The sequence below is a fragment of the Streptomyces sp. DT2A-34 genome, from assembly GCF_030499515.1.
GTDB lineage: Bacteria > Actinomycetota > Actinomycetes > Streptomycetales > Streptomycetaceae > Streptomyces.
This window is the reverse complement of sequence record NZ_JASTWJ010000001.1, coordinates 7,575,597-7,597,930: the sequence shown is the minus strand read 5'-3', so window position 1 is coordinate 7,597,930 and position 22,334 is coordinate 7,575,597. Positions and strand designations below refer to the sequence as shown.

The 22,334-nt window shown below is 71.8% G+C and carries 18 protein-coding genes and 1 pseudogene; 9 read left to right on the top strand and 10 right to left on the bottom strand.

The features are described from left to right. Positions 1 to 68: 68 nt before the first annotated feature. The gene (gene rsmH / locus QQM39_RS33890) at positions 69 to 1,025 is read right to left on the bottom strand and encodes a 16S rRNA (cytosine(1402)-N(4))-methyltransferase RsmH (RefSeq protein ID WP_302001372.1); all 957 of its coding nucleotides are present in this window, start codon (positions 1,023 to 1,025) and stop codon (positions 69 to 71) included. A gap of 358 nt (positions 1,026 to 1,383) precedes the next feature. Here rsmH and QQM39_RS33885 point away from each other — a divergent pair. The 4 genes and pseudogenes from QQM39_RS33885 to QQM39_RS33870 all read left to right on the top strand — a co-directional run bounded on the left by QQM39_RS33885 (position 1,384) and on the right by QQM39_RS33870 (position 7,044). Then, positions 1,384 to 1,994, top strand: a pseudogene (locus tag QQM39_RS33885) (beta-class carbonic anhydrase). A 258-nt stretch (positions 1,995 to 2,252) separates the two neighbouring features. After that, complete coding sequence (locus tag QQM39_RS33880; protein ID WP_302001371.1) at positions 2,253 to 3,293, top strand: MoxR family ATPase; 1,041 nt, start codon at positions 2,253 to 2,255, stop codon at positions 3,291 to 3,293. Next, on the top strand, positions 3,293 to 4,666 hold the full coding sequence (locus QQM39_RS33875; protein ID WP_302001370.1) for a DUF58 domain-containing protein: 1,374 nt from the start codon (positions 3,293 to 3,295) through the stop codon (positions 4,664 to 4,666). Before QQM39_RS33880 ends, QQM39_RS33875 begins: the two co-directional genes overlap by 1 nt. Next, complete coding sequence (locus tag QQM39_RS33870; RefSeq protein ID WP_302001369.1) at positions 4,663 to 7,044, top strand: DUF3488 and transglutaminase-like domain-containing protein; 2,382 nt, start codon at positions 4,663 to 4,665, stop codon at positions 7,042 to 7,044. The genes QQM39_RS33875 and QQM39_RS33870 overlap by 4 nt, the downstream gene beginning before the upstream one ends. A gap of 1,171 nt (positions 7,045 to 8,215) precedes the next feature. Here the strand turns inward: QQM39_RS33870 and QQM39_RS33865 are convergent. The 3 genes from QQM39_RS33865 to QQM39_RS33855 all read right to left on the bottom strand — a co-directional run bounded on the left by QQM39_RS33865 (position 8,216) and on the right by QQM39_RS33855 (position 10,463). After that, positions 8,216 to 8,608: a DUF3040 domain-containing protein gene (locus tag QQM39_RS33865; protein WP_302001368.1), complete on the bottom strand. Its 393-nt coding sequence runs from the start codon at positions 8,606 to 8,608 to the stop codon at positions 8,216 to 8,218. Between the two features lie 292 nt (positions 8,609 to 8,900). Then, positions 8,901 to 9,671, bottom strand: coding sequence for a methyltransferase (locus QQM39_RS33860; RefSeq protein WP_302001367.1), 771 nt, complete (start codon positions 9,669 to 9,671; stop codon positions 8,901 to 8,903). Positions 9,672 to 9,890: 219 nt separating this feature from the next. Further along, complete coding sequence (locus tag QQM39_RS33855; protein WP_302001366.1) at positions 9,891 to 10,463, bottom strand: SAV_6107 family HEPN domain-containing protein; 573 nt, start codon at positions 10,461 to 10,463, stop codon at positions 9,891 to 9,893. A gap of 166 nt (positions 10,464 to 10,629) precedes the next feature. On the opposite strand from QQM39_RS33855, the gene QQM39_RS33850 reads away from it, so the two are divergent. The 5 genes from QQM39_RS33850 (at position 10,630) to QQM39_RS33830 (ending at position 16,758) form a co-directional block, all read left to right on the top strand. Then, a complete protein-coding gene (locus tag QQM39_RS33850; protein ID WP_302001365.1) occupies positions 10,630 to 11,430 on the top strand; it encodes an ATP-binding cassette domain-containing protein in 801 nt (266 codons plus the stop codon). Continuing rightward, positions 11,402 to 13,486 carry a YhgE/Pip domain-containing protein gene (locus tag QQM39_RS33845; protein ID WP_302001364.1) on the top strand — a complete coding sequence of 695 codons (2,085 nt, stop codon included), beginning with the start codon at positions 11,402 to 11,404 and terminating at the stop codon, positions 13,484 to 13,486. The genes QQM39_RS33850 and QQM39_RS33845 overlap by 29 nt, the downstream gene beginning before the upstream one ends. Positions 13,487 to 13,509: 23 nt before the next feature. Then, positions 13,510 to 14,139 carry a TetR/AcrR family transcriptional regulator gene (locus QQM39_RS33840; protein WP_302001363.1) on the top strand — a complete coding sequence of 210 codons (630 nt, stop codon included), beginning with the start codon at positions 13,510 to 13,512 and terminating at the stop codon, positions 14,137 to 14,139. 425 nt (positions 14,140 to 14,564) lie between these two features. Next, a complete protein-coding gene (locus QQM39_RS33835) occupies positions 14,565 to 15,179 on the top strand; it encodes a DUF4126 domain-containing protein (RefSeq protein WP_302001362.1) in 615 nt (204 codons plus the stop codon). A gap of 67 nt (positions 15,180 to 15,246) precedes the next feature. After that, positions 15,247 to 16,758 (top strand): NAD(P)/FAD-dependent oxidoreductase, encoded by a 1,512-nt coding sequence (locus QQM39_RS33830; protein ID WP_302001361.1) that lies wholly within the window; start codon positions 15,247 to 15,249, stop codon positions 16,756 to 16,758. Between the two features lie 41 nt (positions 16,759 to 16,799). Here QQM39_RS33830 and QQM39_RS33825 read toward each other — a convergent pair whose 3' ends face one another. The 6 genes from QQM39_RS33825 to QQM39_RS33800 form a co-directional block, all read right to left on the bottom strand. Beyond that, a complete protein-coding gene (locus QQM39_RS33825) occupies positions 16,800 to 17,804 on the bottom strand; it encodes a hypothetical protein (protein WP_302001360.1) in 1,005 nt (334 codons plus the stop codon). Positions 17,805 to 17,861: 57 nt separating this feature from the next. Further along, positions 17,862 to 18,785, bottom strand: coding sequence for a methylenetetrahydrofolate reductase [NAD(P)H] (gene metF / locus QQM39_RS33820; RefSeq protein ID WP_302001359.1), 924 nt, complete (start codon positions 18,783 to 18,785; stop codon positions 17,862 to 17,864). A 269-nt stretch (positions 18,786 to 19,054) separates the two neighbouring features. Continuing rightward, positions 19,055 to 19,717: a thiamine phosphate synthase gene (thiE, locus tag QQM39_RS33815; protein WP_302001358.1), complete on the bottom strand. Its 663-nt coding sequence runs from the start codon at positions 19,715 to 19,717 to the stop codon at positions 19,055 to 19,057. Positions 19,718 to 20,220: 503 nt separating this feature from the next. Beyond that, positions 20,221 to 20,592, bottom strand: a complete 372-nt coding sequence (locus QQM39_RS33810; protein ID WP_058925820.1) for an Rv2175c family DNA-binding protein — start codon at positions 20,590 to 20,592, stop codon at positions 20,221 to 20,223. A 78-nt stretch (positions 20,593 to 20,670) separates the two neighbouring features. Next, positions 20,671 to 21,900 (bottom strand): NAD(P)/FAD-dependent oxidoreductase, encoded by a 1,230-nt coding sequence (locus QQM39_RS33805; protein ID WP_302001356.1) that lies wholly within the window; start codon positions 21,898 to 21,900, stop codon positions 20,671 to 20,673. 32 nt (positions 21,901 to 21,932) lie between these two features. Continuing rightward, positions 21,933 to 22,283, bottom strand: coding sequence for a hypothetical protein (locus QQM39_RS33800; protein WP_302001355.1), 351 nt, complete (start codon positions 22,281 to 22,283; stop codon positions 21,933 to 21,935). Positions 22,284 to 22,334 lie beyond the last annotated feature (51 nt).

Here is a 22,334-nt window from a genome sequence, read left to right as displayed (position 1 = left end):
CCGAGTCCGGTTCTCCAACTCATGGGTTTGAATCCTGGACCCGGACACCCGCCCCTGCCTCACGCGCCTCATTCGATGGACTCCCTGATGCGCTCGGCCCCCCGCAGGCGAGCCGGTGCCGCGCGCCGGTTCTCGGCGACCTCTTCCTCGGTGGGAAGTTCGGCACCGCGGGTCAGCAGCTTGAGCCGGGGCTGGTACTGCTCGGGGACGACGGGCAGCCCGGGCGGGGCGGTGTTGGCGGCGCCGGCCGCGAAGACCTGCTTGACCAGCCGGTCCTCCAGCGACTGGTACGACAGGACGGCGATCCGTCCGCCGACGTCGAGGGCCTCCACGGCGGCCGGGATCGCCCGCTCCAGGACGGAGAGCTCGCCGTTGACCTCGATCCGCAGCGCCTGGAAGGTGCGCTTGGCCGGATTGCCGCCGGTGCGCTTGGCGGCCTGCGGCAGGGCGTCGCGGATCAGCTCCACGAGCCGCGCGCTGTTACTGAACGACTCCTTCTCGCGCTCGCGCACGATGGCGCCCACGATCCGCTTGGCCTGCTTCTCCTCGCCGTACGCGCGCAGGATGCGCACGAGTTCGCCGGCCGGGTAGGTGTTGAGGACCTCGGCGGCGCTGACGCCGGTCGTCTGGTCCATGCGCATGTCGAGGGGGGCATCCTGGGCGTAGGCGAAGCCGCGGTCTGCCTCGTCGAGCTGCATGGAGGAGACGCCGAGGTCGAACAGGACGCCCTGCACGCGCGCGATGCCGAGCCTGTCGAGGACCTCCGGGAGCTCGTCGTAGACCGCGTGGACGAGGGTGGCGCGCTCACCGAAGGGCGCGAGCCGCTCGCCGGACAGGCGCAGGGCCTCCTTGTCGCGGTCGAGGGCGACGAGCCGGGCCTCGGGGAACTGCTGAAGGAGAGCCTCGCTGTGGCCGCCGAGCCCCAGCGTGCAGTCGACGACCACCGCTCCCGGCCGCTGCAGGGCGGGGGCCAACAGGTCCAGGCACCGCTGGAGCATCACCGGGACATGTCGACTCTGACTCAAGGGGCCCTCTCAGATCCGGCGAGGCGGTACGCACCGCCGGGTCCCCGCCCGCTCGTGAAGGGGAGGCCTGCCGGCGCCGGAAGCGTCAGCCGGCCGGGAGCGGGAGGAGGCCGAGCCGTACGTACGCGCCGCGCACGTGGGGAGATCTCCGGCAGTCGCGGGGGTCTCCGGGGGAAAACAATCCAGCAGGGAGAGTTCTCCCCTCCCGCTTCGCGTCACTTTAGTCCACCCTGTCTCGCGGTCAATCAACCGGCCTGCGCGTCGCCGATTCGGGTTCGGGCGAAGCCGCGCAGTGCGGAAAATCGCTCGTATGGGCGCAATCACGCCACCCCTGCGGGTTAGCTCACAACACGGGTCGATGACGTTCTTTGTCCCCTCTCACAGCGGGACCGTTTCGGCCGTGACCAGTACCGTCATGGGTATGACGACTTCTGCATCGGTTCCCGCTGGCCCCAAGGTGCGATAGCCGACCGCGGCACGGTCACCGACCGTCTCGTCGAGGCGAACGAGCGATACGCCGCCGCCTTCACCGGCCCCGGCATGGACGCCCGCCCCGTGCTCCACGTCGCCATCGTCGCCTGCATGGACGCCCGTCTCGACCTGCACGCCGCGCTCGGTCTGGAGCTCGGCGACTGTCACACCATCCGCAACGCCGGCGGCGTCGTCACGGACGACGTGATCCGCTCGCTCACCATCAGTCAGCGCAAGCTCGGCACCCGCAGCATCGTCCTGATCCACCACACCGGCTGTGGCCTGGAGGCGATCACCGAGGACTTCCGCACCGACCTGGAGATGGAGGTCGGCCAGCGGCCCGCCTGGGCGGTGGAGGCCTTCCGGGACGTGGACCAGGACGTACGGCAGTCGATGCAGCGCGTGCGCACCTCGCCGTTCCTGCTGCACACCGACGACGTGCGGGGCTTCGTCTTCGACGTGAAGACGGGTCTGCTGCGCGAGATCGACCCCGCCTAGCCGTCACGCAGGGCCCGCGTAACCATCCGCCGCACCTGTCGTTTGGCTGTCAATTTCGGCTCCGGCGTGCCCAAAAGGCCGTAAGACCCGACATATCGCAGGCGGTTGTCCACAGGCGAGTGACACGAATCGGTAACGGCAGCAAGAATGCGGGTGTGGCAACACGCGGAACGTTCCATGCGTGGTGTCCGTGTTCCAGGGGAGGCCGGTCCGCGTCGTAGAGCGTCGGCCCGGAAAGAACGGGCCGAGGAGGGCCGGGTGACGACCTATGACGATCGAGCGAGCCTCACTGATCTGACCGCCACTGTGGAGCGTGTCCGCAGTTCGGTGGAAGGAGTGATCGAGGGCAAGCCCGAGGTCGTACGGCTTTCGCTGACCGTACTGCTCGCCGAGGGACATCTTCTGATCGAAGATGTTCCCGGCGTGGGCAAGACGATGCTCGCGAAGGCGCTGGCGCGGTCCATCGACTGTTCGGTACGGCGTATCCAGTTCACGCCCGACCTGCTGCCGTCGGACATCACGGGCGTGTCCATCTGGGACCAGCAGCGCAAGGACTTCGAGTTCAAGCCGGGCGCGATCTTCGCCCAGATCGTGATCGGCGACGAGATCAACCGCGCGTCGCCGAAGACGCAGTCCGCGCTCCTGGAGTCCATGGAGGAGCGCCAGGTCACGATCGACGGCCAGACCTACGAGCTGCCGAGCCCCTTCATGGTGGTGGCCACGCAGAACCCGGTCGAGATGGAGGGCACCTACCCGCTGCCCGAGGCCCAGCGCGACCGCTTCATGGCCCGCGTCTCCGTCGGCTACCCCAGCGTGGAGGCCGAGCTGCAGATGCTGGACGTGCACGGCGGGGTCTCCCCCTTGGAGGACCTCCAGCCGGTGGCGCATGCCCACGACATCGTGAAGCTGGTCGAGGCCGTCCGCGGCGTCCACGTCGCCGAGCCGGTCCGGCGGTACGTGGTGGACCTGGTCGCCGCCACGCGCACCCACCCGGACCTCAGACTCGGCGCCTCCCCGCGCGCGACACTGCATCTGCTGCGCGCCGCGAAGGCGTCGGCGGCTCTGAGCGGCCGGGAGTACGCGCTGCCGGACGACGTGCAGGCGCTCGCCGTGGCCGTCCTGGCCCACCGCCTGCTGCCCACCGCGCAGGCCCAGCTGAACCGCCGTACGTCCGAGCAGGTCGTCCAGGAGATCCTGCAGCGCACCCCGGTGCCCGCCGCGCCCCAGCAGCAGAGCGGCTTCGGGGGCCTCGGCCGCGGTACTCAGGCCTACGGCCAGCAGCCGCCGCGGAGGCTGTGATGACCTCCGGCAGTACGGGCCAGGCCGAGCCGGACCGCGGTGAGAACAGCGGGCTGCGCACGGCACTGGCCGGTCTGACCACGCGCGGCCGCTCCTTCCTGGCCGCCGGCGTCGCGGCCGCCGTCTGCGCCTACGTCCTCGGCCAGAGCGACCTGCTGCGCGTCGGGCTGCTGCTCGCCGTGCTGCCGCTGATCTGCGCGACCGTGCTGTACCGCACCCGCTACCGGGTCGCGGGCAGCCGCCGGCTCTCCCCCGCGCGCGTGCCCGCGGGCAGCGAGGCCCGCGTCCATCTGCGGATGGACAACGTCTCCCGGCTGCCCACCGGCCTGCTGATGCTCCAGGACCAGGTGCCGTACGTGCTCGGGCCGCGCCCCCGCTTCGTGCTGGACCGAATGGAGGCGGGTGGCCGCCGCGAGGTGTCCTACCGGGTGCGCTCCGACCTGCGCGGCCGCTACCCGCTGGGCCCGCTGCAGCTGCGCCTGACCGACCCGTTCGGCATGTGCGAGCTGACCCGCTCCTTCTCGACGTACGACACCCTGACCGTGATCCCGCGCGTGGAGCCGCTGCCGCCGGTGCGCTTCAACGGGGAGGCGAAGGGCTACGGCGACGGGCGGCAGCGCTCGCTGGCGCTGGCCGGCGAGGACGATGTGATCCCGCGCGGGTACCGCTACGGCGACGACCTGCGCCGCGTGCACTGGCGCTCCACCGCGCGCTACGGCGAGCTGATGGTGCGCCGCGAGGAGCAGCCGCAGCGCTCCCGCTGCACGGTGCTGCTGGACACCCGGGGCCTGGCCTTCCAGGGCGCGGGCCCGGACTCGGCCTTCGAGTGGGCCGTGTCGGGTACTGCGTCCGTGCTGGTCCACATGCTCGAGCGGGGCTTTTCGGTACGGCTGCTGACCGACACCGGCAGCTCGGTCCCCGGTGAGGGCGCCGACGGGTTCGCGGGCGCGAGCCAGGAGTCGGCGGACGCGGCCGGGCTGATGATGGACACCCTCGCGGTGATCGACCATTCCGACGGTACGGGTCTGTCGCGGGCGTACGACGTGCTGCGCGGCGGCAACGAAGGGCTGCTGGTCGCCTTCTTCGGCGACCTCGACGAGGAGCAGGCGGCGGTGGCCGCCAAGATGCGGCAGCGCAGCGGGGGCGCGGTGGCCTTCGTGCTGGGCAGCGGGGCCTGGGTGCGGGAACCGACCGATGTGCCCGGCGCGTTGGACAGGAGCGAGGAGCGGCTGCGGTTGCTGCGGGAGGCGGGCTGGACGGCCCTGAGCGTGCCGCGGGGCGCTTCGCTGAACGAGCTGTGGCGCCAGGCGGACCGAGCGCGTACGGACGCCGCCGCGACCACTGGCGCGCGGGGCGAGGGGGGACCGGTATGAGCGGGCGGACACGGATGGCGCTGTGCGCCGCGGCGGCCACACTGCTGGCGTCCTGCGCCCTGCTGCCGCTGGTCTCTCCGGTCACCTGGCTGATTCAGGCGATCTTCCTGCTGGCGATCCAGACCGGCGTCGGCATGGTGACCCGGAGGGTGCCGCTGGCACGGCCCCTGACGGTGGCCGCGCAGGCCCTCGTCGCGCTGATGCTGCTGACCCTGACCTTCGCCAACCAGCAGGCGATCATCGGAGTGATCCCCGGTCCGGAGGCCTTCCGTCACTTCGCCGACCTGTTGCAGGCCGGCGCGGACGACGTGAGCCGGTACTCGATCCCGGCACCGCTGTCCGACGGCATCCGGCTGATGCTCATCGGCGGAGTCCTGATCATCGGCCTGGCGGTGGACACCCTCGCGGTGACGTTCCGCAGCGCGGCCCCGGCCGGGCTGCCCCTGCTGGCGCTGTACTCCGTGGCCGCGGGACTGGCCGACGGCGGCGCGGACTGGCTGTGGTTCCTGGTCGCCGCCGCGGGTTATCTGATGCTGCTCCTGGCCGAGGGCCGCGACCGGCTCTCGCAGTGGGGCCGGGTCTTCGGCGGGGCGCCACGGACGCCGGGTGGGGAGCCCAGCGGCGTGGTGGCGCCGGTCCGCACCGGGCGACGCATCGGCATGGTCGCCCTGGGCATCGCCCTGGTCGTACCGCTGGCCCTGCCCGCGATGAACGGCGGCTTGCTGGACCCCGCGAGCACAGTCGGCTCAGGCAGCGGGAGAGGGGGCACGATCTCCGCGGTGAATCCAGTGGTGTCGCTGCGCAACAGTCTGAACGTGGACGAGGACCGCCAGGTCCTCTCCCTGAGGAGCAGCACCGAAGACACCTCGAGCCTGTACCTGCGGATCGTGTCCCTGGACGACTTCGACGGCAAGACCTGGGAGCCGGCCAAGCGCGGCATCCAGGCCGTGCCGGACGAGTTCCCCACGCCCATCGGCCTCGGCCCCGACATCCGGCGTGCCGAGGTCGAGACGACCATCTCGGCCGCCGACTGGTACGCCCAGAACTGGCTGCCGATGCCCTATCCGCCCAGCGGAGTGAGCATCGCGGGCAGGTGGCGGTACGAACCGCTGGGGATGACGGTCGTCGGTGATCGCCGCCAGACCACACGCGGGGTGACGTACACCGTGCGCAGCCTTGATGTGCAGCCGACGGCGAAGCAGCTCGCAAACGCGCCGGAGCCGCCGGCGGCACTGAGGCGCGAGTTCACCGAGCTGCCCGACTCGCTGCCCGCGGTGGTCGCCCGAACCGCGCGTGAGGTCACCGAGGGCGCGACCAGCCACTACGAGCAGGCGGTCAAGCTGCAGGAGTATTTCGCCGTCACAGGCGGGTTCCAGTACGACACCAACGTCAAGGCCGGCGAAGATCGACAGGCGATCGCCCGGTTCCTGCGCGACAAGCAGGGCTTCTGCGTCCACTTCTCCTTCGCGATGGCGGCCATGGCCCGCTCGCTCGACATACCCGCCCGGGTCGCCGTGGGCTTCGCGCCCGGCACCCCGCAGGGCGACAGCACGGTCTCGGTGGGGCTGAAGGACGCGCACGCCTGGCCCGAGCTGTACTTCGAGGGCGTGGGGTGGACCCGCTTCGAGCCGACCCCGACCCGTGGTTCGGTTCCGTCGTACACCCAGTCGGACTCGCCCGGCTCCACTCTCCCGGACGTGACGCGTCCCACGCAGTCGACAAGCACGGGGCCGTCCGCCTCGCCCTCGACGAGCGAGAGCTGCGCCGGGCGGAACCCGGAGCTGTGCGCGAGCGAGTCCCCCGAGGCCGCGCTCGCCCCGGGCGACGACGGCTTGAGGTGGTACGTCGTTCTGGCGTGGGCGCCCGTCGGGCTGGCAGCGCTGCTGATCCCGTTGGCGCCGATGCTGTGGCGATTTCGGACACGGGCGGCACGGCTGGGAGCACATGGCCGCACGGAGGCGGACGTATCGCGTCACACCTTGGCGGTCTGGCAGGAACTCACCGACCTCGCCTGGGACTTCGGCATCCCGCCGGACGACTCCCAGACGCCCCGCAAGACCGCGGCCCGCATCGTCCGCCTGGGTCACCTCGACCCACCGGCCGCAGCCTCGGTTCACCGGGTGGCCGACGCGGTGGAACAGGTCCTCTACGCCCCCGTCCCTCGCCCGACGGCCGGCCTCGCAGAGGATGTCCGTCGCGTCCGGTCCGACCTCGAGTCCAAGGCCCGCTGGACGACACACATGCGCGCCGTCCTGGCCCCACGCTCCAGCGTGCGGGTGGCCTGGGCCGTGTCGGACTGGTGGACCGACACCAAGCGCCACGCAGCCGCCGCCCGACCGACACTGCGCAAGCCGTCGACGCCTGCGCAGCGGGGGTAATCAGCCGCTGGGGGGGGCGTGGGGTGCGGGCGGGCCTGCGGTGGGGTGGGGGCTTCCGCTGGGGCAGGGTGCTGCGTGCTTCGGCTGGGGCGGTGGGGTGCTGCGTGCTTCGGCTGGGGCCGGGTGGGTGCTTGGGGCCGGGGCGGGGTGCGTGCCGGAGGGGTGGTTGGGGACGCCGGTGCGGGGGCGCGTGCTTCTGGCCGGGGCGGGGCTTGCTTCAGGCCGGGCCTCGCTCGTGCCCGGGCCATGCTCGTGCCCGGGCCTCACTCCGGCCGCGCCTTATTCGGGCCGAGGACCCTCTCCTGCCCACGCCCCACCGGGGCCAAGGGCCCTCTCCTGCCCACGCCCCACCGGGGCCGAGGACCCACTCCGGCCCAGCCCCACTCGCGCCCGGATCTCACCGTGACGGGTGCCGCGGGGACCGCCCCAGCAGAGTTGGGACAGCTCGCTCAGCGGAGCTGAGGGCATTGGCCCGGAGCGACCGCGGTGGGCGGCCTCGGGCGGGACGCGGAACGGGCGGAACCTGCGTCGGGCACAAGCCGTAGCGGGCAGATCTCCGGCCAGAGACCCGCACGAGCCGAGGACGAGGGGTCTGCTCCGATCTGGGCGGCCGCCTGAGGTCGGCTCGGCCGAGGTGGTCGGCTGAGGCCGACGGCGATACGTCGGGGGGCGCTTCGGGCCGACAGCAATACGCGGTGGGCCTTGCATCGGCCGGCGGCGATACACGTAGGGCCCTGCATCGAGCCGGCGGCGATACGCCGTAGGGCCCTGCCTCAGACCGGAGCGAGGCAGCAATACGTAGATGGACCTGTTTCAGACCGGCGCCAATACACCGTAGGCCCCTGCCTCAGACCGGAGGCAAGGACGTTGGCCTGAAGCTCCACACCCCGGAGTCGGTGGGACGGGACCTTGTCCGAGCTGAGGAATTGGCCGAGTCCGTTCGCTCGGGGCGGGCGTCACCCGGGCAATTCAGGACGTTGCTCGCCCCCGTCACCCTGCCCGCCCATCGGCCCCATCAGCCCTCGGCTCCCCAGCCTCTGGGATCCTGCCCCGCTCCCGTCACCCTCCAGCCCCCGTCTCCTCCCCGCCCCAAGCCGTACGGGGGCGTACATCAGGGGGTGGCCACCGAGTCGGTGGTCACCCCCTGCGTGTCCAGGAGCTGCTCGTCGAGCTAATGACCGCCCTGTTCGTCACGACGTCGCTGCCAGCGCTGCTCGATGCGGTCCATCATGGAACGCTTCTGACGCGGCTGACGACGGGCGTGCGGGCCACCGGCAGGCTGTTCGCCCGGCTTGGGGGCCTTGCGCCAGCCGGTCACGGCAAGTACCGCACAGCCCAGCATGACGAGGAAGCCCACCACGCTGAGCCAGACCTGCTTGGCGACCATTCCTGCCATGAGGAGCGCGATACCTACGAGGAAGCCGGCGACCGCCTGGTAGACCCGTCGCCGGGTGTACGTGCGCAGCCCGCTTCCCTCAAGCGCTGTCGCGAACTTGGGATCTTCGGCGTACAGCGCTCGCTCCATCTGCTCGAGCATTCGCTGCTCGTGCTCCGAGAGCGGCACGGAGTCCTCCTCATCGTGCAGTCGCCGGGGCGACCCGGGGGGTCCCTTCAGGATAGGCAGGGAATCGCCCCCGTGAAACCCGCCCCTCTACGCCAATTGGCCAACCGGGCTCCGCCATGGACATCCCGACTCGCTGAGATCTGCATTCCCCAGCGGCCGACCCGTCATGCCAGAACGGTCTCCCTCGATCATACGGCGCTGGACGCCCGATCGGGGGGCCTGTGGCGTACTCCATGTGCAGCCAACCCCCTGATCAACGGCGCACCCTCACGGGCCGCTCACAGGGGACGGCTCAGGCCGCAGCACTCTCCCGCGTCTCGCCGAGCACGTGGAGCTGCGTGGCCACCGAGTGGAAGGAGGGCAGCTCGGCCGCCGCCTCCTCCAGCCTCAGCAGCGCCTCCAGCGCCCCGGGCTCAGTGTCCACCAGCACCCCGGGGACCAGGTCGGCGAAGACCCGCACCCCGTGCACGGCACCGACCCGCAGGCCCGCGCCCTCGACCAGCCCGGTGAGCTGCTCGGCGGTGAAGCGGCGCGGCACCGGGTCACCCTGCCCCCAACGGCCGTCCGGGTCCTCCAGGGCCCGCTTGGCCTCCTTGAAGTGACCGGCGAGCGCCCGCGCCAGCACCGCGCCGCCCAGCCCGGCGGCGAGCAGGCTGAGGACGCCCTCGGCGCGCAGGGCGGCCACCGCGTTGCGGACGCCCTCGGCGGGGTCGTCGACGTACTCCAGGACGCCATGGCACAGCACGACGTCGTACCCGCCGCGCTCGACCACGTCGAAGAGGCCGTGGGCGTCACCCTGGACGCCCCGCACCCGGTCGGCCACGTCGGCCTCGGCGGCGCGCCGCTCCAGGGCGAAGAGCGCGTTCGGGCTGGGGTCGACGACGGTGACGCGGTGGCCGAGCCGGGCGAGGGGCACCGCGAAGTTGCCGCTGCCGCCTCCGGTGTCGAGGACGTCCAGCACCTGGCGCCCCGTGGCCTTCACGCGGCGGTCCAGGGCATCCCGGAGGACTTCCCACACCACGGCTGTACGGAGGGCAGCGCGGGGGCGCATCGGGTCCGACACGGCAGTTGACTCCTCGGCGCGGCACCGCCACTTGCACGGCGGAGCGATCGGGCTGCCTCCCCGGCCCGGGTCACGGGAGCGGGAAGGCTTCAGGCGCCCTCCACCCTATTGCCTACGGCGCCCCACACGACCATCGCGGTGCCGCGCGACGGGCCATCGCGGTGCCGTGCGAAGCCGCCCGACCCGTCCGGCAGACAGCAAGGGCGGGCAGCAGGGCGGTCAGCCAGCGTCCGGCATGTCCTCACGCGCGTGACGCGAGCTGTCGGCCTCGTCGGTGTCGGTGTCCGGTCGCGGCTGTGGCAGGACCGGTTGGAGCACCAGCATCCGCTCGACGAGGCGCAGGAACATCGCCACGTCGCGTATCAGGTCGTCGGCGTCCCGGCGGCTGGCCGCGCCCTGGATGCCCGCCTCCGCCCGGGCGCGGCGCCGGGCGCCGGAGGCGAACAGCGCGCTCCACTCGGTGAGTTCGGGCGCTATCTCGGGGAGCACTTCCCAGGCGCTCCTGATGCGGGCCCGGCGCTTGGACATGGGCTCGGGGCGCCCGCGCGCGGCGAGTACGGCGGCGGCGGTGCGCAGGGCGGCGAGGTGGGCCGTGGCATAGCGTTCGTTCGGCGTTTCCAGAACGGCGGCCTCGTCCAGTCCGGCACGCGCCTGGGCGAGCAGGTCGAGGGCGGCGGGCGGGGCCGTGGCCCGGCGGAGCACGGGGTGGACGTCGCTCGCCGGGCCGGTCAGTGAGGGGGCAGGGCCGGTGGCGCGGCGCCGGCGGGCGGCTGCTGCGGGGTAGTTGGCCATGACGAACCTCCTGTCGTCTGTGTGACGGCACGCCCGATACGGGATGCCGTATGTGCCCATCGTGGGGTATGGCACTGACAATCCGTTCTGACCTGGCCTTTTGCATCGATCGAGAGTTCGGGCTAGCTTTTGCACTGACCAGTCAGTTCAAAAGAGGAGGGGCGGGATGGGGGGAACCGTGGCCGGAGTCGGCGTCACGGCCCTGGGCCTCGGTCTCGAAGGGCCCCGCGGATGGGCGTTCCGCGGGGTCTCCTTCGAGGCGGAGCCCGGCTCACTGATCACGATCGAAGGGCCGTCCGGCACCGGACGTACCTGCCTGTTGCTGGCGCTCACGGGACGGATGAAGCTGACCGAGGGAACCGCCACCGTGGGCGCGGCCGGGCTGCCCAAGCGCATGGCGGCGGTGCGGCGTATCAGCGCCCTGGCCCATGTTCCGGGTGTGACCGACCTGGACCCGGCCCTGACCGTCGCCGAGCACCTCCACGAACGGGCGCTTCTGCAGCGGCGGTTCGGCGACTCCTGGCGCGGGCTGCTGCGGCCGCGTGCCGAGCGGAGGACCGATGCGCGGGCGCGGATCGACGCCGCGCTCACGGCAGCGGGGCTCGACCCGGACTCACTGCCCAAGGGCTCGCGTACCGCCGTACGCGATCTGGAGCGTCTGGAGGCGCTGCGGCTGTCCGTCGCGCTGGCCCTGATCGCGCGCCCGCGCGTGCTCGGTGTCGACGACACCGATCTGAAGCTCTCGGACGCCGAACGGGCCGAGGTCTGGGCGCTGTTGAAGTCCATCACCGAGGCCGGGACCACGGTCGTGGCGGTGTGCAGCGAGGCCCCCGACGACACGGTCAAGGTGTCCACGGCCCAGGAGGCCGACGCGGCCTCCGCCTCCCAGGAGTCCCCGGAAACCGACGGACCGGAAACCGACGGAAAGGAGGCCACCGATGCGCTCACCGAGGCTGGCCGCGCTTGAGCTGAGGCGCTTCGGCCGGGGGAAGCTGCCGCGTGCCGCCCTGGTCGCGCTGCTGGTGCTGCCCCTGCTCTACGGCGCCCTGTACCTGTGGTCGTTCTGGGACCCGTACGGCCGTCTCGACCGCATCCCCGTGGCGCTCGTGAACGACGACAAGGGGGCGACCGCCGACGGGAAGAAGCTCTCGGCCGGCGACGACATCACCAAGGGGCTGCGCGAGAGCGACGTCTTCGACTGGCACGAGGTGAGTGCCGCCGAAGCCGAGAAGGGGGTCGAGAACGGCACCTACTACCTGTCGCTGACCATGCCGACCGACTTCAGCGCACGGATCGCCTCCAGCGCGGGCGACTCGCCGGAGACGGGCGCCCTTCAGGTGCGTACGAACGACGCGAACAACTACATCGTCGGGCAGATCTCGCGGACGGTCTTCAGCGAGGTGCGCGAGGCCGCGTCCACCAAGGCGTCGCGGTCGTTCCTGGACCGGATCTTCGTCTCGTTCTCCGACATCCACGGCGCGACGGTCAAGGCCGCGAACGGCGCCGACAAGCTCGAAGGCGGCATCGGCAAGGCGGAGAAGGGCTCCAAGGACCTCGCCGACGGGCTGAAGACCGCCAAGAAGGGCAGCGGCAAGCTGTCCACGGGCCTGAAGAAGCTCAACGAGGGCGCGGGTGACCTGGAGAGCGGCTCCAAGCAGGTCGCCAAGGGTACGCAGACGCTCGCCGACCGGGTCAACGGAGTCGACAAGAAGATCGGCCCCTTCCTCCAGGACAACGAGAAGACCATCGGGGACACCGCCCGGCTCGTCGCCGACACTTCGGGGGCGATCCGCGACAACCTCGACGACCTGGTGGAGCGCGCTCCGGGCGCCGCCAAGGGCGCCCATGCGGCCTCTGACGTGCTGAACGCCGTCTACAAGGCGCGCTGCGAGGACGCCGTACTGCCCGACCCGGCCTGCTCCGACCTGAAGAAGGCGAAGGCGTCGGCCGCCGACGTGGCGACGATCGCCGACGACCTCAACACGCTGATCGCCGACCAAGATGGGGATCTGAAGAAGCTCGACAAGAACCTCGCCACCCTCCAGAAGCAGTCCCAGGCGCTCGCCGACCGCGCGCCCCGCCTCTCCGAGGACCTCGACGACGCCGTCACCAGGATCAACAAGCTGAACCAGGGAGCCGCGAAGGTCGCCGCGGGCGCCAAGAAGCTGCACTCCGGCCTCGGCACGGCCAGGACCGGCGCGGCGAGTCTGGACGCCGGCGTGGGTGAGCTGAAGACCGGCGCGTACGACCTCAACGGCGGCATCTACAAGCTCGTCGACGGCTCGGGGAAGCTCTCGGACGGCCTGCACGACGGCGCGGAGCAGATCCCCGACTACGACAAGAAGGCCCGCGACCAGCGCACCGAGGTCATGGCCGACCCGGTCCAGCTCGTCTCCCGGGACATGCACAAGGCGCCCAACTACGGCACCGGTTTCGCCCCGTACTTCATCCCGCTTTCGCTGTGGGTGGGCGCGATGGTGGCGTACATGCTGATCGCGCCGATGAACCGGCGCGCGCTCGCCGCGGGCGCCTCGGCGTGGCGGATCGCGCTGGCCGGATGGCTGCCCGTGGTCGCGATCGGGGTGCTGCAGACGGTGGCCCTGATGTCGGTGCTGCACTGGGCGGTCGGCCTTCAGATGGCGCGGGCGGCCGGGACGGTGGGCTTCCTGTTCCTGGTGACGGCGTGCTTCGCGGCGATCGTGCAGTGGCTGAACGCGCGCTTCGGGGCGGCGGGGCGGATCCTCGTCCTGGCCCTGCTGATGCTGCAGTTGACGTCCGCGGGCGGCACGTACCCCGTGCAGACCAGCCCGGGCTTCTTCAACGCGCTCCACCCCTTCCTGCCGATGAGCTACGTCGTGGAGGCGCTCAGGAGGCTCATCACGGGCGGCGGTCTGGAACCGGTGTGGCACGCGTGCGTGGTGCTCGCCGCCTTCACCGCGGCCGCCCTCGCGCTGACCGCGGTGTCGGCCCGTCGTCGGCAGGTGTGGACGCTCGACCGGCTGCACCCGGAGCTGACCCTGTGACCGCGCGCGGCACAATCAGGGCCATGGAAAGCAGCAACGCCGCGTCGGGCGGCAGCACGCGCCGTGAGGCCACCCGGCAGAAGCTCTACGAGGCGGCCGTCACGCTCATCGCCGAACAGGGCTTCTCCGCCACCACGGTGGACGAGATCGCCGAGCGGGCCGGGGTGGCGAAGGGCACGGTCTACTACAACTTCGCGAGCAAGTCGGTCCTCTTCGAGGAACTGCTGCGCCACGGAGTCGGGCTCCTCACCGCCTCCCTCCGGGAGGCGGCCGAGAAGACCGAACGCGAGGGCGGCAGCAAGGTGGACACCCTGGACGCGATGGTCCACGCGGGACTCGTCTTCATCGACCGCTACCCGTCCTTCACCCAGCTCTACGTCGCCGAGCTGTGGCGGACGAACCGGACCTGGCAGTCCACGCTGATGGTGGTCCGGCAGCAGGCCGTGGCGGTCGTCGAGGGTGTGCTGCGCGAGGGCGTGAAGAACGGCGAGTTCAGCGAGGAGATCGACGTCCCGCTGACCGCCTCCGCGCTGGTCGGCATGGTCCTGGTGGCCGCGCTGGACTGGAAGTCGTTCCAGCCGGAGCGCTCCCTGGACGACGTGCACGCGGCGCTGTCCCGGCTGTTGCAGGGCCGGGTGAGCGGTCGCCGCTGAAGCGGTGGCGTCGCGCACACCGCGGCGTCGGGCGCATACGAAAGCGCCGGTCCGGAAGTGGCCGCGTCCCCCGCGGGCCACTCTCGAACCGGCGCCTTCTCGTGCTCCCCCGTGTCCCCCGTTTTCCCTTCCCCCGTACTCCCCCGTGCCCCCCGTCGGACCCCCGTTCGGTCGTTCCCCCGGGTCCCCCGGTCTCGCTCCCGCCGACGCCGGGCCGGCGGAAGGAGCGGATCCGGGGTCGCTCCGTTCCGGCGCCCCGTGTCGCCGGTGCCGGAGCCGATCCCCTTCTCCGTGCCTCCACTCTCTCGTTCACGCAGGTCGGAGCCCATCCGCGCGCGTACTCATCTCACCGACTAGGTACGGGTACTCAGGGCTGCGCGCTCATCCTCAGGACCCTCCGTTGCCGACTGGTTACGATCGCCTCCGTGTCGATACTCCCTTTGGTGTTCACCAGCGGCTGGGCCAGCGGCGTCAACGCCTACGCCGTGGTGCTGTTGCTCGGCGTCTTCGGCGCCACCGGCCTGAGTGACGAGGTGCCCGAGGCACTGCAACGGCCCGATGTCCTGATAGCCGCCGGCGTGCTGTTCCTCTGCGAGGCCGTCGCCGACAAGATCCCGTACGTGGACTCGGCCTGGGACTCGGTGCACACCGTGATCCGGCCGGTCGCGGGTGCGGTCGTCGCGGCGCTGCTCGCCGGTCAGAGCGGGTCGCTGCCCGAACTGGCGGCGGGCGCGGTCGGCGGTTCCACGGCGCTGGTGAGCCACCTGGTCAAGGCCGGGACGCGGATGGCGGTCAACACCTCGCCCGAGCCGTTCAGCAACATCGTGGTCAGCGTCGCCGAGGATCTCGGGGTCGGGGCCCTGATCAGCCTCGCGATCTTCTACCCCGTCGCCGCGGCGGTCGTCGCGGGCGCCCTGCTGCTGGCCGGACTGCTGCTGCTCTTCTTCCTGGTATCGCGGATCCGCCGCTTCCGGCGCCGCAGGGCCGAGCGCCGGGAGGAGAAACGGCTCGCACAAGCGGTGGGGCAACGGCCCGGCTGAGCTCCGCCCGACGGCCAAGGCCCAGGTCCGCGAGCCGTTGTCAGTGGCGGCCGATAAAGTCCCACGCATGGCAAGGATTGCGGTGATCGGCGCCGGGATGGGTGCGATGGCGGCCGCTGCCCGGCTGGCCGTCGCGGGCCACCGGGTGGCGGTGTACGAGCGTACGGAGACGTACGGCGGAGCGGTGCGCCGCTTCGAGCGCGACGGCTTCGGCTTCGACACGGGACCCGGGCTGCTCCCGCTTCCCGCCGTGTACCGCGACCTGTTCATCAAGACCGGCAAGGAGCCGCTGGAGGCGTCCGTCGAGCTGGTCCAGGTCGACCCGTCCGCGCGGCACGTCTTCGCCGACGGCACCGAGGTCCGTCTGCCGAACGCCTCGCGCGCGGGCGTGGTGGCCACCCTGGACGAGGCGCTGGGCGCCGGGACCGGCGACCGCTGGGGCGACTTCCTGGTCCGGGCCCGCGAGGCCTGGGACCGCACGCGCAGGCCGCTGCTGGAGGAGCCACTGTGGCCGAACTGGCAGGTGCTGGCCGACCGCGAGCCCTATCCGGCGGTCCCCCACAAGCGACTCCTGCGCACCCGCCGGGCCGGCACACTCGCCGAGGTCGGCGCGTGGGAGCTGCGCGATCCCCGGCTCATCGCCCTGCTGGAGAGCCACGCGCTCGCGTACGGCCTGGATCCGCGCGCAACGCCGGCGAGCGCGGCGGTGCTGCCGTACCTGGAGCACGCCTTCGGGACCTGGTATGTGCGGGGCGGCATACGGGAGTTGGCGCGGGCGGTGTACGAGCGGTGCGTGGCCCGGAAGGTCGAGTTCAGCTTCGGTGCCGAGGTGGTCGGGGTCCTGGAGAAGGACGGCCGGGCGGCGGGGTTGGAGCTGGCCGACGGATCGGTGACGGAGGCCGACATGGTCGTCGGCACCGGGCCGTGGCGCCTGAGCGACCTGGTGCGCGGCCGTGAGCTGTACGAGGCGGAGGAGGTCGAGTCCAACCCCGAGGGCATGTCCCCGGGCCGGGTCGTGGTCTGTCTGGCGTTGCGCGGCGCGCGCGAGGCGGGCACCGCGCACCGTACGGTGGTGCACGCCCCGGACCGGCAGGCCGAGTTGGACGCCTTCGGGCTCGGTGAGCCGCCCGCGCACCCGACGGTCCGCATCGACCGCCCGGACGATGCGGCGCTGCGCCCCGACGACGGGCATGAGTCCGTGGTCCTCACGGCCACGGTGCCGTCACAGACGCTGTACGACTGGACCGCGGCCGGTGCCGCCGACGCCTTCGCGGACCGGATGGTGACGGCCGCCGAGCGGGCGATACCCGGACTGCGTGAGCGGACGCTGTGGCGCGAGGTCCGTACGCCGGTGGACACCCGGCGGGAGACGGGAGCCGAGGGCGGCGGGGTACCGGCGCCGGCGCTGGCAGCAGCGGAGGGGACCTTCCTGCGCCCGTCCAACAGCACCCGCGTACCCGGCCTGTTCACGGTCGGCGGCTGGTCTCATCCGGGCGGCGGTCTCCCCCACGCCGGTATGTCGGGCGCGCTGGTGGCCGGGCTGATCGTGGAGGGGCCGGAGTTCCGGGGCTCGCAGTGAGGCACGCGTAGGGCGCCTCGCGAGGGACGCCGCGCGGTCTGTCAGAAGCGGTACTGCTCGTCGTACCCGTTCCCCTGGCCCTGCTGCTGGCCGTCGCCCTGGTACGGGTACTGCTGCTCCGGCGGGAGCTCACCGCCGTAGGCCTCGTCGGTGCGCTGCTGAGGGACCCAGACGCCGCCGGGCGGGGTCGTCTCGCCGTAGGTGCCGGTGGCGTACTGGTCCTGGCCGTAGCCCTGCTGGCCGTACTGCTGCTGGCCGTAGGCGTCGTACGACGTGTCGCCGTAGTTCTGGGTGCCGATGTACGGGTCGGAGTAGGCGGCGTACTGCTGCTGGCCGGTCGTGTCGTAGCCGTACTGCTGCTGGTCGTAGCCGGAGTAGCCGTCGTAGGCGTAGTTCTGGTCGGCCGTGGCGTACTGGTCCTGGGGCTGGCCCGCGGATGCGTAGTTCTGGTCGGCGGCGGCATGGGCGGCGTCGCTGTATATGCCGTACGAGCCGGTGTCCTCGGGCAGGGGCTGCGGCTCGTAGACGGCGCTCGGGTCAGCGGCCGCGGGCCGATTCTGGCGCGAGGGAGTGAAGACGTCGTCGCGGTCGTAGTCGTCCTGGCCGTAACCGGCGTCGCCCTGGCCGTAACCGGCGTTGTCCTGGCCGTACTTGGCGTCGTCGTGACCGTACGTGCCGTCGTGGCCGGGGAAAGCGCCCTCGGCCGCCTCGAGGTCGGACACCTCCAGGGTCGGCTCCTGGCGGTCCGGCCGGCCACGGCGGCGCTTGACGGCAGCCAGGGGGCCCAGGGCCGGCGCGGAGACCGCCCAGCCGGCCGAGAAGCCGCTGCGGAACGACAGCGTGACGTAGGTCTGGCCGACCGCGAACGCGGCGGCACCCAGACCGATGACGACGACGGAGGGGATCAGCACCCCGACCACGACGCCGAGGAAGCCGACGAAGGCGAGCAGTCGCCAGCGCAGACGTGCCTTGTACTGCAGCAGCACCTCGCCCAGCAGCCACAGCGCGACGATGCCGAACGCGATGTAGAGGACCGTCCAGCCCATGTACGCCCCTCTCCCAGTGGCCGCCTACGCAGTGTGACGTACACCGGTACGGCCGGTCTAGGCCTGCGGTGGGTGGTGCAGGCCCAGGTTTTCGTAGATTTCCAGGGTCGCCGTGGAGTTGTTGAGCGTGATGAAGTGCAGTCCGGGCACTCCCTCGGCCAGTAGCCGCGCGCAGAACTCCGTGGCGAACTCGATTCCGATCGAGCGTACAGCGGTCGGATCGTCTTTTGCTGTGAGGATCCGCTCTTTCAGGGCATCCGGGAAGGCTGCGTTGGTGAGCGACGGGATCCGCTCCAGCGTCCGCACGCTGGCGATCGGCATGATCTCCGGGATGATCGGGGTGTCGCAGCCGGCGGCCGAGACCCGGTCGCGCAGTCGCAGGTAGTCCTCCGGTTCGAAGAACATCTGCGTGATGGCGTAGTCCGCGCCCGCACGGCACTTGTCGACGAAGTGCCGGACGTCGGTCTCCCAGTCCGCGGAGCGCGGGTGCATCGCGGGGAAGGCCGCGACGCCGACGCAGAAGTCGCCGGACGCCTTGATCAGTTCGACGAGTTCGGCGGCGTAGGTGAGGCCCTGGGGGTGCCGCACCCACTCGCCCAGCGGATCGCCGGGCGGGTCACCGCGCAGCGCCAGCATGTTGCGGATGCCCGCGTCGGCGTACTGCCCGATGATGTTGCGCAGGTCGGCCACCGAGTGGTCGACCGCGGTGAGGTGGGCGATCGGCGTGAGCGTGGTGTCCGAGGCGATCGCCTCCGTCGCCTTGACCGTGCCCGCGCGGGTGGAACCGCCCGCGCCGTAGGTCACGGAGACGAAGTCGGGCCCCACGGCTTCGACCCGGCGCAGCGCGTTCCACAGGTTCCGCTCGCCCTTCGGGGTCTTGGGGGCGTAGAACTCGAACGAATACGTCGTCTTGCCGGTCGCGAGCATCTCGCGCACGGTACGAGCGTGGTCCGACCTGATGGATGCGGTGCCGAGGGCCATACCCGCAGGTTAGCCAGGGGTTCCCGGTCTCCCAACCGAATGCCGGACATTTGCCCGATTTGTCTGTCTGTTGTCCACTCCTTGGACAACGTGGGCCACCAAAGGGCCCCGCAGCGGGCCAGGCAGAGCCCCGAGATCGGGGATCGCAGCCGACTCTGCCCACTGGCTGAGACGGGGCGGGCCTGGAACTGAGACGCCGTGCTCCGAAGGGCCGGCGATATCGGCGCCCCTCCCCGGCATCGCCCGCAGCCGCCACCTATACCTGCCGCCTATACCTGCCGCAGCCGCTTCGCGAACTCCGCCGCTGCCGCGCCCGGGTCGTCCGCCTCCGTGATCGCCCGTACGACGACGACGCGGCGGGCGCCGGCCTCCAGCACCTCGTCGAGGTTGCCGAGGTCGATGCCGCCGATGGCGAACCAGGGACGGTAGGTACCGAGGGCGGCGGTGTGACGGACCAGGTCGAGGCCGGGGGCGTGGCGGCCGGGCTTGGTGGGGGTGGGCCAGCAGGGGCCGGTGCAGAAGTAGTCCACGCCCTCCTGGACGGCGGCCGCCGTGGCCTCGGACTCGGAGTGCGTGGAGCGGCCGACGAGGACGTCGTCGCCGAGAATCGCGCGGGCGGCGGGCACCGGGAGGTCGCCCTGGCCGAGATGCAGGACGTCGGCGCCGGCGGCGTGGGCGACGTCGGCACGGTCGTTGACCGCGAGGAGCTTGCCGTGCCGGGCACAGGCCTCGGCGAAGACCTTCAGGTGCTCCAGTTCCTCGGCCGCCTCCATGCCCTTGTCGCGCAGCTGCACGATGTCGACACCGGCGGCCAGGACGGCGTCCAGGAACTCCGCGAGGTCGCCCCGCTGCTTGCGGGCGTCCGTGCAGAGGTAGAGCCGGGCGTCGGCGAGCTGGGCGCGGGCGGTGCCTGCGGTGGCGGTGTCGGACATACGGTGCCCCCTGTGTCGGGTTGCCGGGCGGGACGTCGGGCTGGTGCCGGACGGTGGCACGGTAGCCGGAGCCCGGCGCCGCGTCGCGAGCCGGTGCTGGTCGGTGACTCGTGGTCCGGGCGGGGCGGCGGCCCGTGGCGCGGGCCGGAGTGGTCCGGGGCCGGACGGCGTATGGCGCCGTGGCACTGCCCGGGCGTGATGTGCCCCACAACGCCCCGACGGCACCCGCCGCCGCGCGTGGCGACGCCATGCGCCCGCGCCCGACGTGGCATCCCTGCGACAGCGCGCCGTCACATGGATGACGTACGGGTCGATGGCATACGGCCCCGAGGCCGAGGACCCGGCACCCCCGTGGGGCAGGCGCTCGCTCGCGCATGCCACTCACCACACGCCCCAGGCCCCTGGCTCCCGCGGGCCGCGGTCAACTGCGACCGTGGCCCGCGGGAGCCCGGTCCATACGCCGGACGATGTTCGGATGAGGACGTTCGGTCAGAGCGTTCGGTTCAGACGGCGAGCGCCTGGGCGCGGCGCTTCACCTCCGTGCCGCGATTCTCGCTGAGGGCCTGCGCGGGGGTGCCGGGCAGGCTCTCGTCGGGGGTGAAGAGCCACTCCAGCATCTCTTCGTCCGTGAAGCCGTCGTCCCGCAGGAGCGTCAGGGTCCCGGACAGGCCCTTGACGACCTTCTGCTCGGCCCCGTCGATGAAGGCGGCGGGGACGTGCAGTGCGCGGTTCTCACCACGGCGTACGGCGATGAGCTGGCCGTCCTTGACCAGCTGCCGGACGCGGGTCACCTCGACATCGAGCATCTCTGCGATGTCGGGCAGGGTGAGCCAGGCGGGGACGAGAGCATCGATCTTTGCGTCAATCTCGGTCACGGAAACAAGCCTGCCATCTGCCACTGACAGTCGGAAGCCAGGCCCGTCCCGACCAGGGCCGACACCCCGCTCTCGGCCCTACGCCGTCGCCGCCTTCATCGGCCGCGCCGGGTCCCCCAGCAGCGCCGGATCCATCGGCGTTCCCGCCTCGATCAGCCGCCGCCCCTGTGCCAGGTCCCTCGGTCGGCCGACCGCCAGCAGGGCGACCAGGCGGTCGTCCTTCAGCCAGCAGACCGTCCAGGCCGGGCCCGACGGGTCGCCGCGCCACAGGGTCGTGTCGGCGGCGGCGTGGTGGCCGGCGTACTGGACGAAGCGGCCGAACTGCTCGGACCAGAAGTACGGCACGGGGTCGTAGACCGCGGGGGTCTCGCCGAGGATGTCGGCGGCGACCGTCCGCGGGCCCTGGAGGGCGTTGTCCCAGTGGTGGACCAGCAGGCGCTCGCCATACCGTGCCGAGGGGAAGGAGGCGCAGTCGCCGACCGCGTAGACGTCCGGTACGGAGGTGCGCAGGTGGTCGTCGGCCACGACCTCGCCGTGCACGCCCAGCTCGATGCCCGAGCCGGCCAGCCAGGCCGTGGCGGGCCGTGCCCCGATGCCGACCACGACGGCGCCCGCGGGCAGAAGCGTGCCGTCGTCGAGGATCACCGCACCGGGCTCGACGCGCTCCACGCGCGCGTGCGTGCGCAGCACCGCCCCGCTGTCCTCGTACCAGGCGGTCATCGGCGCCGCCACCTCCGCGGGCAGCGCACCCGCGAGCGGCCGGTCGGCGGCCTCCACGACCGTCACCGCGCAGCCCGCCTCGCGCGCGGCCGTGGCGAACTCCGCGCCGATCCAGCCCGCCCCGACGACCACGATGTCGTGCTGCCGGGCGAGCACCGGCCGCAGCCGCTCGGCGTCGTCCAGGGTGCGCAGCAGATGCACCCCGGGGACGCCCTCCGCGCCCGGCAGCCGGATCGGTTCGGCGCCGGTGGCGAGCACGAGGACGTCGTACGGGACGGGCCCGGCCTCGGTGTCCAACTCGTGGTCGGCGGTGCGCACGCCCAGCACCTCGCGCCCCAGCCGCAGTTCGATGCCGAGCGCCTCGAAGTCGACGTCGAAGGCGGAGCCCTCGGCCGTGCCGAGCAGTACGGCCTTGGACAGGGGCGGTCGGTCGTACGGCTGGTGGGGCTCGGCGCCGATCAGTGTGACGGTGCCGGTGAAGCCCTGTTCGCGCAGGGCGACCGCGGTCTGCACCCCTGCCATGCCCGCCCCGGCGACGACCACGCGCCGCGCCTTTGACGTGCCCCGTTGCTGCGTCTGCTCGCTCACCTGATCACCATAGACAACTGACTGTTCGTCAGTCAGGGGGCGTGCTCAGTGACCTGCTCCACAACGCTCGTCCCCTTGCCGGCCTGCGACTCCCACTGCCAGCTCTCCTCCAGGCGCACCCGCCCGTCGGCCAGCTCGACGACCGTCGACACACAGTGGCCCGACGACGTCGTCCCGTCCCGCTTGAGCTGCACGTACCGAAAGTCCAGCCGGTCGCCTTCCCGGCCGCCCACGAGATACCCGCGTACGACATCGCCGCCCGCGTATTCGGCCCAGATCTCGCCGTCCTTCTCGTGGTACGTGAACCGGGTACGCGTACCCACCTGACCTGGCGCTTGGTCCGCGACGGGGGCGAGGACGAGACCGTCGAGCGAGCGGGCCATGGGTACGGGCTCCCTTACTGAGACATGTGGCGGCGGGCTAGGGTGGCCAAC